The organism is Haloterrigena salifodinae, assembly GCF_003977755.1.
GTDB lineage: Archaea > Halobacteriota > Halobacteria > Halobacteriales > Natrialbaceae > Haloterrigena > Haloterrigena salifodinae.
This window is the reverse complement of record NZ_RQWN01000001.1, coordinates 1210238-1226206: the sequence shown is the minus strand read 5'-3', so window position 1 is coordinate 1226206 and position 15969 is coordinate 1210238. Positions and strand designations below refer to the sequence as shown.

At 66.0% G+C, this 15969-nt stretch carries 17 protein-coding genes; 7 read left to right on the top strand and 10 right to left on the bottom strand.

Annotation, left to right across the window (positions count from 1 at the left end):
* Positions 1–16: 16 nt before the first annotated feature.
* The 3 genes from EH209_RS06260 to uvrA form a co-directional block, all read right to left on the bottom strand.
* Positions 17–610, bottom strand: a complete 594-nt coding sequence (locus EH209_RS06260) for a GNAT family N-acetyltransferase (protein ID WP_126662042.1) — start codon at positions 608–610, stop codon at positions 17–19.
* 136 nt (positions 611–746) lie between these two features.
* On the bottom strand, positions 747–1166 hold the full coding sequence (locus EH209_RS06255; protein WP_126662041.1) for a hypothetical protein: 420 nt from the start codon (positions 1164–1166) through the stop codon (positions 747–749).
* Positions 1167–1283: 117 nt separating this feature from the next.
* Complete coding sequence (gene uvrA, locus EH209_RS06250; RefSeq protein WP_126662040.1) at positions 1284–4247, bottom strand: excinuclease ABC subunit UvrA; 2964 nt, start codon at positions 4245–4247, stop codon at positions 1284–1286.
* Positions 4248–4462: 215 nt separating this feature from the next.
* On the opposite strand from uvrA, the gene EH209_RS06245 reads away from it, so the two are divergent.
* Positions 4463–4963 carry a hypothetical protein gene (locus tag EH209_RS06245; protein WP_126662039.1) on the top strand — a complete coding sequence of 167 codons (501 nt, stop codon included), beginning with the start codon at positions 4463–4465 and terminating at the stop codon, positions 4961–4963.
* Positions 4964–5082: 119 nt separating this feature from the next.
* Here EH209_RS06245 and EH209_RS06240 read toward each other — a convergent pair whose 3' ends face one another.
* Both EH209_RS06240 and EH209_RS06235 read right to left on the bottom strand, forming a co-directional pair.
* Positions 5083–5916 carry a universal stress protein gene (locus tag EH209_RS06240; protein ID WP_126662038.1) on the bottom strand — a complete coding sequence of 278 codons (834 nt, stop codon included), beginning with the start codon at positions 5914–5916 and terminating at the stop codon, positions 5083–5085.
* A gap of 79 nt (positions 5917–5995) precedes the next feature.
* Positions 5996–7123, bottom strand: a complete 1128-nt coding sequence (locus EH209_RS06235; protein ID WP_126662037.1) for an aminotransferase class V-fold PLP-dependent enzyme — start codon at positions 7121–7123, stop codon at positions 5996–5998.
* Positions 7124–7333: 210 nt separating this feature from the next.
* Here EH209_RS06235 and nirK point away from each other — a divergent pair, with 210 nt between their 5' ends.
* Positions 7334–8431, top strand: coding sequence for a copper-containing nitrite reductase (gene nirK / locus EH209_RS06230; RefSeq protein WP_126662036.1), 1098 nt, complete (start codon positions 7334–7336; stop codon positions 8429–8431).
* 193 nt (positions 8432–8624) lie between these two features.
* Positions 8625–9404 (top strand): hypothetical protein, encoded by a 780-nt coding sequence (locus EH209_RS06225; protein WP_126662035.1) that lies wholly within the window; start codon positions 8625–8627, stop codon positions 9402–9404.
* A 34-nt stretch (positions 9405–9438) separates the two neighbouring features.
* Here EH209_RS06225 and EH209_RS06220 read toward each other — a convergent pair whose 3' ends face one another.
* Positions 9439–9678, bottom strand: coding sequence for a hypothetical protein (locus EH209_RS06220; RefSeq protein WP_126662034.1), 240 nt, complete (start codon positions 9676–9678; stop codon positions 9439–9441).
* Between the two features lie 159 nt (positions 9679–9837).
* On the opposite strand from EH209_RS06220, the gene EH209_RS23925 reads away from it, so the two are divergent.
* Complete coding sequence (locus EH209_RS23925; RefSeq protein WP_164722003.1) at positions 9838–9987, top strand: DUF7557 family protein; 150 nt, start codon at positions 9838–9840, stop codon at positions 9985–9987.
* A 110-nt stretch (positions 9988–10097) separates the two neighbouring features.
* Here the strand turns inward: EH209_RS23925 and nrfD are convergent, their stop codons facing one another.
* Positions 10098–11444 carry an NrfD/PsrC family molybdoenzyme membrane anchor subunit gene (gene nrfD / locus EH209_RS06215; RefSeq protein WP_126662033.1) on the bottom strand — a complete coding sequence of 449 codons (1347 nt, stop codon included), beginning with the start codon at positions 11442–11444 and terminating at the stop codon, positions 10098–10100.
* 388 nt (positions 11445–11832) lie between these two features.
* Between nrfD and EH209_RS06210 the strand changes: the two genes are divergently transcribed.
* Positions 11833–12249, top strand: a complete 417-nt coding sequence (locus tag EH209_RS06210) for a universal stress protein (protein ID WP_126662032.1) — start codon at positions 11833–11835, stop codon at positions 12247–12249.
* 163 nt (positions 12250–12412) lie between these two features.
* Positions 12413–13654 (top strand): digeranylgeranylglycerophospholipid reductase, encoded by a 1242-nt coding sequence (locus tag EH209_RS06205; protein ID WP_126662031.1) that lies wholly within the window; start codon positions 12413–12415, stop codon positions 13652–13654.
* Between the two features lie 115 nt (positions 13655–13769).
* Here the strand turns inward: EH209_RS06205 and EH209_RS06200 are convergent, their stop codons facing one another.
* Complete coding sequence (locus EH209_RS06200) at positions 13770–13967, bottom strand: PGF-CTERM sorting domain-containing protein (RefSeq protein WP_126662030.1); 198 nt, start codon at positions 13965–13967, stop codon at positions 13770–13772.
* Between the two features lie 184 nt (positions 13968–14151).
* Between EH209_RS06200 and EH209_RS06195 the strand changes: the two genes are divergently transcribed.
* Positions 14152–14949 (top strand): ZIP family metal transporter, encoded by a 798-nt coding sequence (locus EH209_RS06195; protein ID WP_126662029.1) that lies wholly within the window; start codon positions 14152–14154, stop codon positions 14947–14949.
* Positions 14950–15009: 60 nt separating this feature from the next.
* Here EH209_RS06195 and EH209_RS06190 read toward each other — a convergent pair whose 3' ends face one another.
* Positions 15010–15477, bottom strand: coding sequence for a phosphopantetheine adenylyltransferase (locus EH209_RS06190; protein WP_126662028.1), 468 nt, complete (start codon positions 15475–15477; stop codon positions 15010–15012).
* 72 nt (positions 15478–15549) lie between these two features.
* Entirely contained in the window at positions 15550–15954 is a 405-nt protein-coding gene (locus EH209_RS06185; RefSeq protein ID WP_126662027.1) for a hypothetical protein, read from the bottom strand.
* Between the last annotated feature and the right edge of the window lie 15 nt (positions 15955–15969).

Here is a 15969-nt window from a genome sequence, read left to right as displayed (position 1 = left end):
CGAGGAGCGTCGCTCGTCAGCCGCTATCTCTCTCATCCGCGCTCGCGATCGGTCGCTCGTAGACGTACTCCTTGAGGCCGGCGGCCAGATCGTTTTCCCGGGTCGCGACGCGTTCGAACCCCGCGGATTCGTAAAACGCGATCCCGACGTCGTTGGCAGCGAGGACGGCCAGTCGCAGGCGGTCGAACGCGTCCTCGAGGTCGGCCTCGAGTTGCGTTAACAACTGCGTCCCGGTCCCCTCACCCCAGATCTCGGGAGTGACGTACAGGCGCGCGAGGTAGCCGACCGCCGGGTCCTCGGGCCACGGGACGGCGTGGGCGAACCCGTCACACTCGCGGTCGAACTCGCCGATGCGGTCTGCGCGGTCGTCGGCCGAGTTCGCTCGAGCGCCGTCGTCGGCCGACTCGGCGACGAGGAAGGCCACGTCGGCCCGCTTGCTCGCGCCGTCGATCGACGACTCGAGGTCGCCGATCGCGTACCAGTCGTCGACGACCTCGTCGACACGGTCGGAGCCGAGGATCTCGTCGTAGGCGGCGTGCCAACTCTCGCGGGCCGTCTGGTGGATCGTCCAGACGTCGTCGCGCGTCGCCGGCCGGACGGCTCGACTCACGTGACATCGTACCAACTCCGTAACCAAAAGTTCGGGGCCGGACGTTGAACGGTTATACAGGTCCTGATACGTACGAATACGACTTTCTCGATTTCGTCGGTGTGCGCAAATCGGCGACGGGAGTCCCGTCGCCGATTCAGTCGACGACGAACGTTTCGGCCTCGATCACGCTGCCGCCGACCCAGCACTCGCGGGCGAACCACGCGAAGTAGCCCACGAGCCCGGCGGTGAGCACGCCCTCAATCGGCCCGAGTCCGGTGATGCCGTCGCCCCGGAGGAGGCTCGCGACGCTGATCGCGGCCCAGCCGACGGCCAGCAGGGCGATCGCGACGGCGGCGACGCGAGGCCACTCGAGAGTCGTCGTTCCGAGCGAGACCCGCTCCCGGCGGCCGGCGACGAGCATGCCGCCGCCGACGGCGAGCAGCCACGCGACGATGCCGAGCCTCGAGGGCGTCGTCGGGACGCCGAGCGCGGCGACGAAGGCGGCGGCCAACAGGAGCGTCGCGACGCCGCCGCCCGCGAGCCCGCGGCGGAGGACGGCCTTTCGGGTGTTCACGGGCGAGGGATTCGTCGGCGGCCGTCATTACCCGTTCGGATCGCCGTCGTCGGAACCGGCGGGACGGAAGCCAAACGAGGAGAACGGAGAACGGAGAAAACGGTCGTCGAACCGCGATCAGTCGTCGTCCATCGGCGCCGTCACGGGTTCGACGCGCTCGCCGCGGGGCCCCTCGATGTCGACCTTCGGGAGCAGATCGCGCAGGTAGCGACCGGTGTGGGAGTCGTCGAGTCGCGCAACCTCCTCCGGCGTTCCCGTCGCGACGATCTCGCCGCCGTTCTCGCCGCCCTCGGGGCCGAGATCGATGATGTGGTCGGCGTTCTTGACGAGGTCGAGTTCGTGCTCGATGACGACGACGGTGTTGCCGTTGTCGGTCAGCCGGTGGAGCACGTCGATGAGCTTGCGCTCGTCCTCGCTGTGGAGTCCGGTGGTGGGCTCGTCGAGCAGGTAGAGCGTCTCGCCCGTGTCCTTCTTCCCCAACTCTTCGGCGAGCTTAATCCGCTGGGCCTCGCCGCCCGACAGCGTCGTGGAGGGTTGGCCGAGCTTCATGTAGTCGAGGCCGACGTCCTTCAGCAGCTTCAGGCGCCGCCGGATCTGGCTCGAGGACTCGAAGAACTCGTAGGCCTCCTCGACTTCCATCTCGAGGACGTCGGCGATGGTCTTGCCCTTGTAGGTGACGTCGAGCGTAGCGTCGTTGTAGCGGGCGCCGTCGCACTCTTCACAGGGGACGTACACGTCGGAGAGGAAGTTCATCTCGATCTTCACCGTACCCTGTCCGCCACACTCCTCGCAGCGGCCGCCCTTGACGTTGAAGGAGAACCGTCCCTTCTCGTAGCCGCGCTGTTTCGCCAGCTTCGTCTGAGCGAACAGCTTGCGGATGTAGTCGAAGACGTTGGTGTACGTCGCCGGGTTCGAGCGGGGCGTACGGCCGATCGGCGACTGGTCGATCAGCCGCACGGTCTCGATCTCCTCGAGGCCCTCGAGGGCGTCGTGGTCGCCCGGGATGACCGACGTGTTGTCGTTCATCTCGCGGGCCAGCCCCTTGTAGAGCACTTCGTGCATGAGCGTCGACTTCCCGGAGCCGGAGACGCCCGTGATCGCCGTGAAGTTGCCAAGCGGAATGTCGACGTCCACGTCGTCTAAGTTGTGCTGGCGGGCGCCCCGAATCGTCAGCGCGCCGTCCGCATCGCGGCGTTCGTCGGGGACCGGAATCTGCCGGCGGCCGGAGAGGTACTCGCCCGTCACGGAGCCCTCGGTCGCCTTGACCTCCTCGACGGGGCCGTTGGCGACGACCTCGCCGCCGCGCTTGCCCGGACCGGGGCCCATGTCGATGACCTGGTCCGCCCGGCGCATCGTCTCCTCGTCGTGTTCGACGACGATGAGGGTGTTTCCGAGGTCTCGAAGTTCCTCTAAGGTGTCGAGCAGGCGGTCGTTGTCCCGCTGGTGGAGCCCGATCGAGGGCTCGTCTAACACGTAGAGGACGCCGACGAGGCCGGAGCCGATCTGCGTGGCGAGGCGGATGCGCTGGCTCTCCCCGCCCGACAGCGTCGCGGCCTCCCGGTCGAGCGTGAGGTAGTCCAGCCCGACCTCGCACATAAAGCCGAGTCGCGCGCGGATCTCCTTTAAGATCTCCTCGGCGATGACCTTCTCGCGCTCGGTGAGGTCGGCCTCCATCGATTCGAAGTGTTCTAAGGCGTCGCCGATGCTCATTGCGTTGATCTCGGTGATCGCCGTCCCGTCGACGAGCACGGCCCGACTCGCGGCCTTCAGTCGTGTGCCGTCACAGGCCGGACACTCCGTCGCGGACATGTAGTCCTCGATGTGGTCTCGCGTCGAGTCAGAGTCGGTCTCGACGTACCGGCGCTCGAGGTTCGGAATGACGCCCTCGAAGCGCTTGCGCTTCCGGCGGGTGCCGTTTTTCGTGCTTCGCTTGAACACGACCTCGCCGTCGGTGCCGTAGAGGAACGCCTGCTGGACGTCCTCGTCTAACTCCTCGAACGGCGTCGACAGCGAGACGCCGAAGTGCTCGGCGACGGCGTCGAGGCGGGTTCGGTAGTACGACCGGTTGTAGCTCCAGGCCTCGAAGACGTGCTTGAGCGGCTTGGACTCGTCCTGCACGACGAGACCCTCGTCGACCTCCTTGGTCTCGCCCAGCCCTTCACACTCGGGACAGGCGCCGTGGGGCGAGTTGAACGAGAAAGAGCGGGTCTCGATCTCGGGGACGTCGATCCCGCAGTGAGTACAGGCGAGGTCCTTCGAGAACTCGACGACGAAGCGGTCGTCCTCCTCGGTCTCGTCGCCCAGGGCGCCCGTTCGGCGGGCCGCGTCGCCCAGATCGCTCGCGACGTCCTTCGGCGCGTCCGGCAGGATGACCTTCAGGACCCCCTCAGCCTCGTCGAGCGCGGTTTCGACGCTGTCGATGATGCGCGGGCGGTCCGCCGCGGAGACCTTCACGCGATCGACGATGACGTCGACGGTGTGGTCGAAGTTCTCGTCCAGATCGGGATCGTCCAGCGTGAGGTCGTGTTCCTCGCCGTCGATCTCGATGCGGGCGTACCCCTCCGAGACGAGTTCCTCGAAGAGGTCCTCGAAGGCGCCCTTCTGGTCGCGGACGACCGGCGCCGCCAGCTTGACCTTCGTGCCCTCGGGGAGCTCGAGGATGCGCTCGACCATGTTCTGGGCCGACTGTTCGCCGACTTCGCGGCCGCATTCGGGACAATGAGGGGTGCCGACGCGGGCGTAGAGGAGACGGAGATAGTCGTGGAGTTCCGTGACGGTCCCTACTGTCGATCGCGGGTTGTTCGCGGCGTTTTTCTGGTCGATCGAGATCGCCGGGGAGAGGCCTTCGACGGTCTCGACCTGCGGCTTGTCCATCTGCCCGAGGAAGTTCCGGGCGTACGCCGAGAGGCTCTCGATGTACCGCCGCTGGCCCTCGGCGTAGATCGTCTCGAACGCCAGCGAGGACTTGCCCGACCCCGACAGGCCGGTGACGACGGTGAACTCCTCGCGCGGAATGGTGACGTCGAGGTCCTTGAGGTTGTGTTCCTCCGCGCCCCGCACCTCGATGTAGTCCTTGCTCATAATTTCGTGGTGATCGGTGACTGCATAATTGCGCGACTCGCTGCTCGATTCACTGTGATGGAGTCAGTGGCCGGAAGGACTTAACGGGTCTGAAAGCCCGATAGCGTGGGATTTGCTAGCAGCTAGCCTGCTCGAACGCTCCCGTCGCCGCGACCTCGTGACGATCCGAGCCCCCAGTCCAAAGTGACTTCGGTCGGACTCTCCAACGGAAAGTCATGAGCGACGACACCGACCCCGGTTTGGCGGTCGACGACCTCGTCGACTACTGCCACACGCAGGCGGGGCTGCTTTCCGGGCGCGTCGAGACCATGCGCTCCGAGGCCGACGACTTGCTCGCCGAGATCGACGAGGACATGGCCGAACTCCGCGGGCAACTCGAAGACCACGGGACGGCGACGACGGGGACCGACGCCCCGTCGACGCCGGACGGTCCCGGCGACGAGTTAGACCTCGACGCCTTCGAGGAACTCGAGAACGACGTCAAGGAGAAACAACTGCTACTCGAGGCCAAACAGACACGAATGGAAGCTTTCCAGACGCTGGCCGGCGCCTACACGGACCTCGCAGAAGAGTTGGCCGAGGACGTCGACGACGGCGAGGACGCACTCTCCCGCCTCCTCGAGTTCGAGGCCGACCGCGACGCCCCGGCGTACTTCGACGAGCGAGAGACGATGCTCGAGGCCGCGGCGCACTCGAGCGACGACGCTGAGGAGTGACGGCGACGGTACCGACCGCATCGCAGCGCCGCCGTTCGATCGTCTGACCGATCGTCACGACCCCCGAAAGAGCCAGCGAGTCCCCGGCGACGGCGCCGATACGCTCGCCGCGTGCTCGCTCAGTTGTCAGCCGATGCACGCACCGTCAGCACAGGGGTCGTCGCCGTCCGCAACATCCGTTCCGTTGCGCTGCCGAGCAGCAACCGATCGAGTCCGCTTCGTCCGTGTGTCCCCATCACGACCAGGTCGGCGTCGACCTCGTCCGCGTAGGACCGAATCCGCTGGTCCGTCGACCCGTATTCCACCGCGCTCACCGCATCGATGCCCGCCTCTTCGGCCGCCGCGACGGCGTCGTCGACGACCCTGTTGGCGTAGCTCTCGAGTCGCTCGAGCCGAAGATCGGCGCGCTCCTCGATGCCCGCCGGCGTCACGTCGACGACCGAGAGGACGTGGACGGTCGCGTCGTGGTGTTCAGCGAGCGCCAGCGCGCGCTCGAGTGCTGCCTCGGCGTGGACGCTCCCGTCGCTTGGAACCAGGATCGTCTCGAACGGATAGCGCCGTCTGACCTCGGATGCGCCTCGAACGACGAGGACGGGCACGTCGGCGTTACGAACGACCGATTCGGTCACGCTGCCAACCAGCAGTCGGCCGATTCCGCGACGTCCGTGGGTCCCCATCACGATCGCGTCGATCCCGTTGTCCGCGGCGTACTCGAGGATCGCGTTCTGCGGTTCGCCGGTTCGTCTCTCGTCGATGACGGTCGCGTCGATGTTGGTAATCCACTCGCGACTCTCGTCGAGCAACTCATCAGCGTCATCCGTCTTCGTGTCCGAATCGACGACGTGCAAGACGTGGGCGGTTATCTGCTCTCTGCCGGCGATTTCGCCGGCGAACTCGAGGGCCGCGTTCGCCGGGCCACTCCCATCAGTCGGAACGAGGATCCGTTCGAACATACGCTATCGACGTTACGGAAGAACTTACAACCACGATACCGTTACCGGCCACCAGGAGCAATCGACGTCTCTGACTGAGTCACGGGTACGCCGTCACGAGCGCCTCGAGCAACTGATCGACATCCTCGCAGGTGTTGAACGCGTGGACCGACGCTCGGATCGCGTCGGGGGTGGGAAGCGACCTGACGACGATTCCGTCTTCCGAGAGCCGCTCGACGGTCGCTTCGGGGTCGTCGACGTCGATCGTGACCAGTCCGGACTCGAAGCCGCGCGGACTCAGTAGCCGGTCGTCCGAGACGCCGTCCTTGAGCCAGTCCGTGAGCCGTTCGATCCGCGATTCGATCGTGCCGAGACCGATCTCCTCGAGCGCCCGGATCGACTCCGCCAGCCCCGCGTGCGGCGCGGGGCTCGCCGTGCCGACTTCGAACCGTCCGGCACCCGGCGCGTACTCGTAGTCCGTGGCGTCCGGGTCGACGACGCTGCGGTACCCGATCGCGGCGGGAACGAGGTCGTGCTCGCTCGCGACGCCGTCGCGGACGTACATGAACCCGGAGCCGAAAGGACTGACGAGCCACTTGTGGCCCGCGGCGACGACGAAGTCGGCGCCCCATTCGCGGACATCGACCGGCGATTGGCCGGGCGCCTGCACGGCGTCGACGAGGACCAGCGCGCCGGCGCCGTGGGCGATATCGACGATCTCGGACACCGGCAGTCGGGTACCGTGGGTCCAGGTGAGCGAACTCACGCAGAACAGCGTCGCGTCCTCGGCCGCCGCCTTCACGTCCTCGAGAGCAAGCCGTCCGCGCTCGGTTTCGAGAACCTGAACGTCGACCCCTCGCTCGCGCTCGAGGCGCTGCCACGGGAGCACGCCGGCGGCGTGCTCGAGGTCGGTTCGGACGACGGTATCGCCGCCGTCCCAGTCGAGCGCGCCCGCGACGCGGTTGATCCCGTCGGTCGTGCTCTCCGTGAGCGCGATCTCGGCCGGCGCCGAGCCAAGCAGGTCCGCGATCGCGTCTCGCGCCTCATCGTAGGCGTCGAACGCCGCGGGGTACTGCCCCTCGTTCGTCGGGGCTTCGAACTCGTGGGACTCGAGAGCCGATTCGGCCGCCTCGACGACGCGGCGCGGGCTCGGGCCGCCCGCACCCCAGTTGAAATACGCGCCGGACTCGAGGGCCGGCATCGTCTCGCGCAACTCGATGGGGTCCATACCCCATCCATCGGCCGGCGTCGTGTTCGTTCTGACGATCGGTTTCGAGCCGCGGCGACGAGTTGAATCGTACTGGGGAGCCGATCATTGTTCGGGCGTATTTAACCATCCACTGTATCGAGGGATCGGCCGTTGAGATTACTATCACTCGAGAATCATCGCAGGTATTGACCGTATGTCCACTCGTAGGTAGAGATGAGGTGAAGGCCAATGACAACGACAGCAGCGAACCGACGACAGTTCATGGCGGCGCTGGGCGCGGCCGGCACCATCGCGGTGGCTGGCTGCCTCGGCGGCGACCGGCCCCAGGCGGACAGCGCGGCGAACGAGACGGAGCTGGCGGGCGGCGAGGAGGGACTGTCGGCGGCGAAGGCTGTCGACATCGACCGGATCGCCTGCGATCCGACCGATATCCCCGCGCCGGTCGACTGGACCGAGCCCCGGGAACACGACGTGACCATCCACACCAAGCGGCTGGTCGCCGAGATCGAACCTGGGGTCACCTTCGAGTACATGACCTTCGAGGGCCAGGTTCCGGGGCCGATGATTCGGGTCCGCGAGGGCGACCGCGTCACCCTCACCTTCGAAGTGCCCGAGGAGCTGAACACGGCTCAACACAACATGGACTTCCACGCTGTCTACGGGCCGGGTGGGGGCGCCGAGGCGACGATGGTCAGCCCCGGCGACGATCCCGCCGAGATCAGCTTCACCGCCGACTACCCGGGGGTGTTCATCTACCACTGCGCGATCCCGAACATGGACTACCACATCAGCAGCGGCATGTTCGGTGCAATCCTCGTCGAGCCCACGGAGGGCCTCCCGGAGGTCGACCGCGAGTACTACCTCGGCCAGCACGAGATCTACACCGACGGCGACGTCGGCGAAGAGGGCCACCACGCCTTCGACTTCGACGCCATGCTCGCCGAACAGCCCACCTACGTCGTCTTCAACGGCCAGGCCTACGGCCTCACCGAGGACGGCGGCGAGGCGATGCAGGCTCAAACCGGCGAGACTGCCCGGGTGTACTTCGCCAACGGCGGTCCTAACCTCACCAGCGCCGTCCACCCGATCGGCAACGTCTGGAGCCGCTACTACCGCGACGGAGACCTCCTGACCGACCCCGACCGCAACATCGAGACGGCCCCGGTCGCTCCCGGCACGACGACCGCTGGCGAGATGGAGTTCCCCGTTCCCGGACCGGTCAAAATCGTCGACCACGCGCTGACCCGCGCCACTCGCAAGGGCGCCCTCGCCGAAATCCACGTCGAGGGCGAACCCGCTCGCGACCTCTACGACGAGAACCCGTGACCGGGACCGCTCAGCAGCACAGCATCGACTCGAGCGACCATCCCTTCTTCCTATCACACGATCGCTCTCGCCGTCCATAGATGCTCTAGTTCGGCAACCGCCGCGACGCTAACTCGAGAGGCGTCTCGTCGTGTTCCCGACCCACGGTAACTGAGGGTGGGCTTTTACAGGAACCCCGAGCAACACTCGCCCGATGATGTCCGTCCCGGCACCGCTACTCGCGTTCGACGCCAGCGATCCGGAAGCGACGGTCGCGATCGGGCAGCTGTTCGCCTCCCTCGCGGTCGGCGTCGCCGCACTCGTCCTGCTGTACTACACGTCCGTCTTCGTCCGCGACGTCCTCGTCGCCGACGTCCGCGAAGCGCAGTGGTACCTCTTCGCCGCGATCGGCGCCGCGATCGTGTACTCCGTCGCCGACATCGCGACGGTGATGCTCGAGGCCGACTCGCTCTCCCTGTTCGCCGAGGGTGCGGTGCTGTTCTTCATCCTCTTTCTCGCGCTGGCGATCCGAGCGATGTACCACGCCGAGCGGCCCAGGGAGGGGCGGTCGCGACTGGTCCCCGCATGGGCCGACTACGCCGTCGTCGCGGTCTTCGTCGCCGCCTGGTGGGGAACCTTCCTCCTGGGGAGCGACTGGACGCACCCGGTGATCGCCGTTGGCTGGATCGTCACCTCGGCGTGGGCCGTGCTCTACGCCGTCCGGACGGTCCGGGTCCACGAGGGGACGACGCTCGCGGCGCTGACGCGCCACCTGCTGCCGGCGATCCTCTGTCTCGCCGCCGTCGTCTCCGTCGATCTCGTGGCCGGCTACCTGTCGGGGTACGGGGCGCTGATCGACGCGGTCTGGATCGTCGGCACGACGCTGGTCGCCGCCTTCCTGTTCGACACCGCCGTCGCTATCCGCCAGCAGGGCGGCGAACTCGAGCGGCTCTACGACTGGACGACCTGGCGCGAACAGTCGTTCGAGCAGTAACCGCGGACGGTCTTCCGGGTGGCTGTCCGACGCCTCAGAGGTTGCCCCGCAGCACGATCTCCTCGCCGACGGAATCGAGCATGTCCTCGGTGACGACGTAGTCCTCGTTGTCCTCGCCCTCGACGCCCAGCGAGGCGAGCAACTGCTCCGCGATCGACGGGTTCGGATCGACGGAGGCGCGACCGTTCTCGACTTTCGCGACGATACCGAGCTCCTTGCCTTCGGCGTCGACAACTGTCTTGCCAACCTCGTCGTCGGTCAGTGTCGCTGTCATACCCGGCGCTATCACGACGACCGGGTTAACTGTCAGGCCGTCCCGTGCCAGCCCCGCGCCGATCGGCCGTCACGCGACTGGTTGCGCTGCAAACGCGCCCCTGGACTATTTGACGGCTGATGACGACGATACGGTCGGAGCGTCCGCTTCCGTCCAGCTATGACTCACACCATCGAACTCAGCGACGACATGAAAGAACGGATCGACAGCCACTGCGAAGAGGGCGAATCCTACGAGGAGTTCCTCGAGGAGCTCCTCTCGATCTACGAGACCGAGGGCGCGTTCCTGCAGGAAGGCTACTCCGAGTGACGGTCGGCGACCGGCCTCGAGTATCCGGCCTTCTCGTTCGATCGGAACCCGACGGCGAAACGATCGTCGAGGCGTGACTCCGTTCACTAGGGACGATAACGGGCTGGCTGTCAGTCGTCGTGAATCACCGGTTCCTCCTGGGGCGCCTGTTTCTCCTGAAGGTGTTCGATCGCGTGGAGCTCGACGACCGGGAACAGTTTGGCCACCGTGAGGAAGAACAGGGTCACCATCCCGACCGTGCCGACGAGCGACGCGATCTCGATGAGGCTCGGGAAGTACTCGCCGGGCACTGCGCCGTAGATGTCCAGCGTCGGGTGCAGGAATCCCTCGACGACGAACAGGATCTTCTCGATCAGCGTGCCGGTGAGCACCGCGAGGCCGGAGACGACGGCCCGCTTCTTGGTGAACAGCGCCGGTCGGATCGTCTGTGCGAAGATGAACGCGAGCGTCGTGGCGACGAGCCCCATCGCGAGCACATAGAGTGGCTGGTGAATCCGTCCCTCTGCGGCGTGGGTCACGTCCACGGGTGCCGTGAACAGACCGGTCGTGAGCTGCTGGAGCTGTAGCCAGAGGAAGAGCAGACAGAAGAAGCCGAGCCACAGCAGCAGGCCGCGAAAGATGTCGTCGGTGATGATGTGATCCCAGTCGTAGGCCCAGCGGAAGGCGTAGGACAGCAGGATCACGCCGCTGATCGCCGACGTCAGGGCGATCGTGAGGAACTGCGGCCCCTGAACGGCCCCGAACCAGCCCGGCATCGTCGGGATCACCGCGAACAGCCACGGAATGACGCCGCCGTGGAGCAGGAGCGGCGCCATGATGATGATCGCCAGTGCGAGCCACCAGACCATCCGCTCGATGATCTCGTCTTCCTTCTCGGTGTAGCCGATCGTCATGAACCGGTAGATCGGCCCGAACCGATCCGGCAGCTGGTCGCGCAGGCGGCTGATGTCATAGCGCAGCGTCAGCGACAGGTATGTCGCCGTCAACACGAGGTAGGCGGTGATGACGGTCACGTCCCACACCAGCGGCGAGTTGTGAATCGTGATGTGGTAGTGGCCCAGCACGCTCGTGACCATCCGGTCCGGACGGCCCATGTGAACGATGATGTAGAAGCCGGCCGCCGAGAGGCCGGCGATCGTCAGGAGCTCGGCGAGGCGAGCGACCGGCATGTAGCGCTCCATCCCAAGCAGCCGGACGGCGGCCGAGAGGATGATCCCGCCGTGTGCGATCCCGACCCACCAGATGAACGCGCCGATGTAGACGCCCCACGTGACGCCGCCGCCCGATCCCCAGTCCGCGAGGCCGGTGACGACCATCCCCTCCCAGAGCTGGTAGAACCAGCCCAGCAGGAACAGGGTAAACGCCAGTCCGGCGACGGCGACCAGCGCGAAGTATTTCGTCGAGGTGTTCTGTATGGGGCGCAGGATGTCGGCCTTCCGCGGCGTTTTCGTACTCATTGGGAGGTCTTCACAAGCCTACGGGTACCGGTCCCCTTATTGCATCCGTTGGCTTTGCAAGCACCGCCGAACGAGCCGAAACGGACGCGCGTCCTCGGTCGGCGGTTCCGCGCGAGTCGGCTTTCGGTCGGCCCGTGCAGCCATCCGTTCGGTTCGCTCGAGGCGTCGCCGCGAGCCGATTCCCGGCTGCGGTTTTGCGCGCCGCTGCGAGCCGTCGCTCCGCGATCGACCGCGAACGCCGCGACTCGAGTAACGACAAATTGTCGTCCGTATGCGGACGTTTCGGTAGCGCTATCGGGGCGTCAACGACCGACTGGGTTCGGGACGCCGCTGCAGTGGCTGTGAACGGTGTGGCACCTCCAAGTGGATGCGGGTCGAATCGCCAGCTATGACGTTCCTGGTCGCCCTCGACGAGTCAGCTCCCGGTCGGGCGGCCCTCGAATACGCGCTCGAGAACCACGCCGACGAGGAGATCGTCGTCGTCCACGTCGTCGATCCGAACGAGAGCGGCTACGGCGAGGCCGCCCACATCGGCGCGGACGGGATCCGCGAACAGCGCCGGGAGCAGGCGACCGCACTGTTCGAAAGGTCTCGGGAGACCGCGGCCGGGCGAGACTGTGAGATCGAGACGGAGCTTTTGACCGGGCAGCCCGCGGCCGCCGTCCTCGAGTACGCGACCGACCGCGGGGTTGACCGGATCGTCGTCGGCAGTCACGGCCGGTCGGGAATCTCGCGGGTCCTGCTCGGGAGCGTCGCGGAACGGATCGCCCGCCGATCGCCCGTTCCGGTGACGATCGTTCGCTGACGGTCGTCGACCGACCGAGCGCGTCGTCCCGCTCGAGAGGTCCAGAAGGCGGCTGAATCAGCGCTGTGGCGTCTCTTCCCCCGCCTTCGAAATTCGTTGTCTGGGGACGGACACTCCACCGCAACTGAATAAACTAATGTGGCTTCGAAATAGTTTCGGCGGTATGAACAACCGCTACGATGTGGTCATCGCTGGTGCCGGTCCGGCCGGGGGACAGTGCGCACGTGACCTCGTTGCCAGGGGCTACGACGTCGTGGTCCTCGAGACCGAGTCGGAAGACGAGTTCCCGCGCCAGAGCAACAAGTCGACCGCGGGAACGTTCCCGTCGATGATGGCCTCCTTCGGAATCCCGGACGACGTCGTCATGCAGTACACCGACAACGTCGTCCTCGAGTCGCCGACCGATCACTACGTCCAGGAACAGCCCGGCGCGGTTCTGGAGTTCGCCGACTTCAAGCGCTACCTCGTCGAGGACGGTCGCGACGGCGGCGCGGAGTATCTGTTCGACGCCCGCGTCACCGCCCCGATCATGGAGAACGGCGAGATCGTCGGCGTTCGGTACAACGGCGACGAGGAGGTCTACGGCGACGTCGTCATCGACGCGACGGGACCGTCCGCACCGCTGGCGAAGAAACTCGACGTCGTCGACCTGAAACGGGAGAACCACGCGATTGGCATCGAGTATGAGTTCGAGGGGATCGACATCGACCGTCCCGGGTTCGCCGACCTCTCCGACGCGATGATGCTCCGGCTGGACCACGAGATCGCCCCCGGCGGCTACTCGTGGGTCTTCCACACCGGTGAGGACACCGCTAAGGTCGGACTCTGTTACCTCCAGAACGAGCACCACAGCCGGTTCGCCAAGGACGGCCACACGGTCGACGACTACCTCGAGCACTGGCTCGAGACGGACCCCCGGTTTGCGAACGCGACGCGACTCGAGGGGAAACAACACCGAGGCTCGGCCCACCTCCAGCTGCCGGAGCGGATGCACACCGACCGGTTCCTGGCCATCGGTGACACCGTCCCGACGGTCGACCCGCTGTGGGGCGAGGGGATCAACAAGTGCATGCAGTCCGGTCGCGTCGCCGCCGTCGCCGTCGACAGCTGTCTCAAACACGGTCTCGAGCCGACCGCCGAGAACCTCGAGGTGTACGACACGCTCTGGCACCGAGACGTCGCGCCCAACCAGCGCAAGCGACTGCTGATGACTCAACTGCTCTACCTCGCGCCGAACGAGCGCTACGATCAGTTCATGAACGACCTCCACCGGCTCGACGAGGAGACGCTCGCGGCGGCGAACAACGGAAACATTCTCGCCCTCGCGAAGCTGTTCGATATCGACGACGCGCCGCTGCTCGCTCGCTTCGCGAAACAGCACCTCAAACTCGGTCAGTTCCTGTAGCGCTCCGTCCGTTTTCGCGGAAAAAGCGAGTCCGATTTCGACCGGTGACGGATCGTCGTCCGTCGACCGCTCGTCGATGCATCGAAACGCCGTTAGCTCCCGGTGAGCCGGGCGTTCAGTTCCGACTCCAGAGCAGTGCGATCGAGAGCAGGGTGGCGATCGCAACCGTGACGCCGAATCCTGGCATGCCGTCGCCGTCTTCCTCAAGGTGGGGCAGTCCGGCTCCGAGAACGACCGTGAGCAGCAGCGCCGCGACGAGGACGACCGCGGCGTTGTCGGTTATCCACGCCGCGATGCGGCGGGACCCGCTCATCGCCGCCCTCCCGGAGCGACCCGCTCGCTGGCCGATCCCATCACGTCATCCGGTAGGCGTTGTCAGCGACCCGCAATATAGTCATCGTGACACTCGAGCGCGCCGTCGCCGCCGGCGGCCGCCCGCCGTCCCGGAGACGATCGACCGCTGGCTCTTTCCGGCCACCCTCTGATTTTCTGTGTAGATGGCGCTTCTCGAGAATTTCGTGCTGGTGTTCGTCGCCGGCCTCGTGACGGCGCTGGCGACCGGGCTCGGCGCCGTCCCCTTCCTCCTGTTCGATTCGATCAGCGACCGTCGGAACGTCGTTCTCTGGGGGCTTGCCTCTGGGATCATGCTCTCGGCGTCGACCTTCGGCCTCGTCGAGGAGGGGCTGGCCGAGGGGACGCCCCTCGAGATCGCCGTCGGGATGACCGCCGGCGTCGCGCTCGTGATCGTCGCCCACGACGTGTTGCTAGACATCGACATTGATCCCCACGAGTACGAGGAGGCCGATTTCAAGAAGCTCGTGCTCATCCTCGGCGTGCTGACCGTCCACAGCTTCCCCGAGGGCGTCGCGATCGGCGTCTCCTTCGCCGACCTTGGCCTCGAGGGCGGCATCCGACTTCTCGGGTTTACGGTCCCGCTACTGGCGATCTTCATGACCGTCGCGATCTCGATCCACAACGTCCCCGAGGGGACGGCGATCTCAATCCCGCTGTCGGCGATGGGCGTCGCGAACTGGAAGCTCGTCTGGTGGGCCGTCTTCTCGAGTCTCCCCCAGCCGATCGGGGCGGTGCTGGCGTTCGGCTTCGTCCGCTACGCCCGGGAATTTCTCCCCTACGGCTTCGGATTCGCGGCCGGCGCGATGATCTATCTCGTGCTCACGGAGTTCGTCCCCGAGGCGCTCGACGTCGGTCGGGAGCTTCCGCGAGGCGGCAAGCCGGAACTGGCCGCCGGCCTCGTCGTCGGCGCGCTCGTCATGGTGCCGCTGACGCTTATCTGAGCGGCGACGCGAACGCAACCGAAATGGGACCGAAGCCCGACCACCAAACGGTCCTGGCTCTCACTCGAGGACGGCCCCGTGTTCGTCGGTTTCCCCTTTCACGATCCGCGTCGAGGAGATTCGCTCGCCGTCGGCGGCGAGGACGTAGGGGGCGACGATCCCCGAGATGGGCTCGAGGTCGCGGCGGCGGCGCCGGTCGTTGATCGCCTCGAGTTCGGGCGCCGTCTCGGGGGAGACAACCAGCGCGTCGATCGAGGGGTCGTCCTCGGCGATGTCGTACTCGCTCGTCAGTTCCCGGAACTCGACCTCGCGGCTCCACGTATTGAGTTCGGCGACGGCGTCGGTCACCGCCGCCACGCGCTCGTCGAACACGGGGATCTCTCGGGGCTCGTGGCGCGTCTCGACCGCCAGATCGTCGCTCGTTAGGGCGACGACGACGCCGTCCTCGCCGAACCGAAGCGCGTGCTCGAACAGGTTCCGGTGTCCGTCGTGGAGCGGCCCGAACGTGCCGGCGACTGCGACTCGCATACACGATTCGAACACGAGGGGTCCCATAACTGTGACGCGACCTTCCGTTCGGTGCGACCGCCGCTGATGTCACTAAACGGATTCAGTCCGGTTATTCGACTGTGAGTCGCCCGTGGAGCTAATTGCGTATCCGATCGCGGCTCCGAGAAATACGAGTACAAGGATAAACCCGTACAGAAGGAAATGTGATGGACTGTCCGGCGAAATGCTGACACTTATCAGTGCCATGCCGATGATAAACGCCAGAATACCGCCGGTAAGTAAATTAGATGGCCGGACGCCACCGACCGTCGACAGCCCGAGGCCAGTTGCCGTAGAGACTCCAATCACCACTACGAGAATTAACAGACCCATTTCCGGCCCCGCAGATAGTACCGTCCACCACTGCCAGCTAGTCTCACTCGGCGGCCAGAGAATAACCCCAGCCAGAAAAATAACTGCGCTACTTACCGCTATCTCAATTAACCGCTTGCTCATATAATAGATACCATT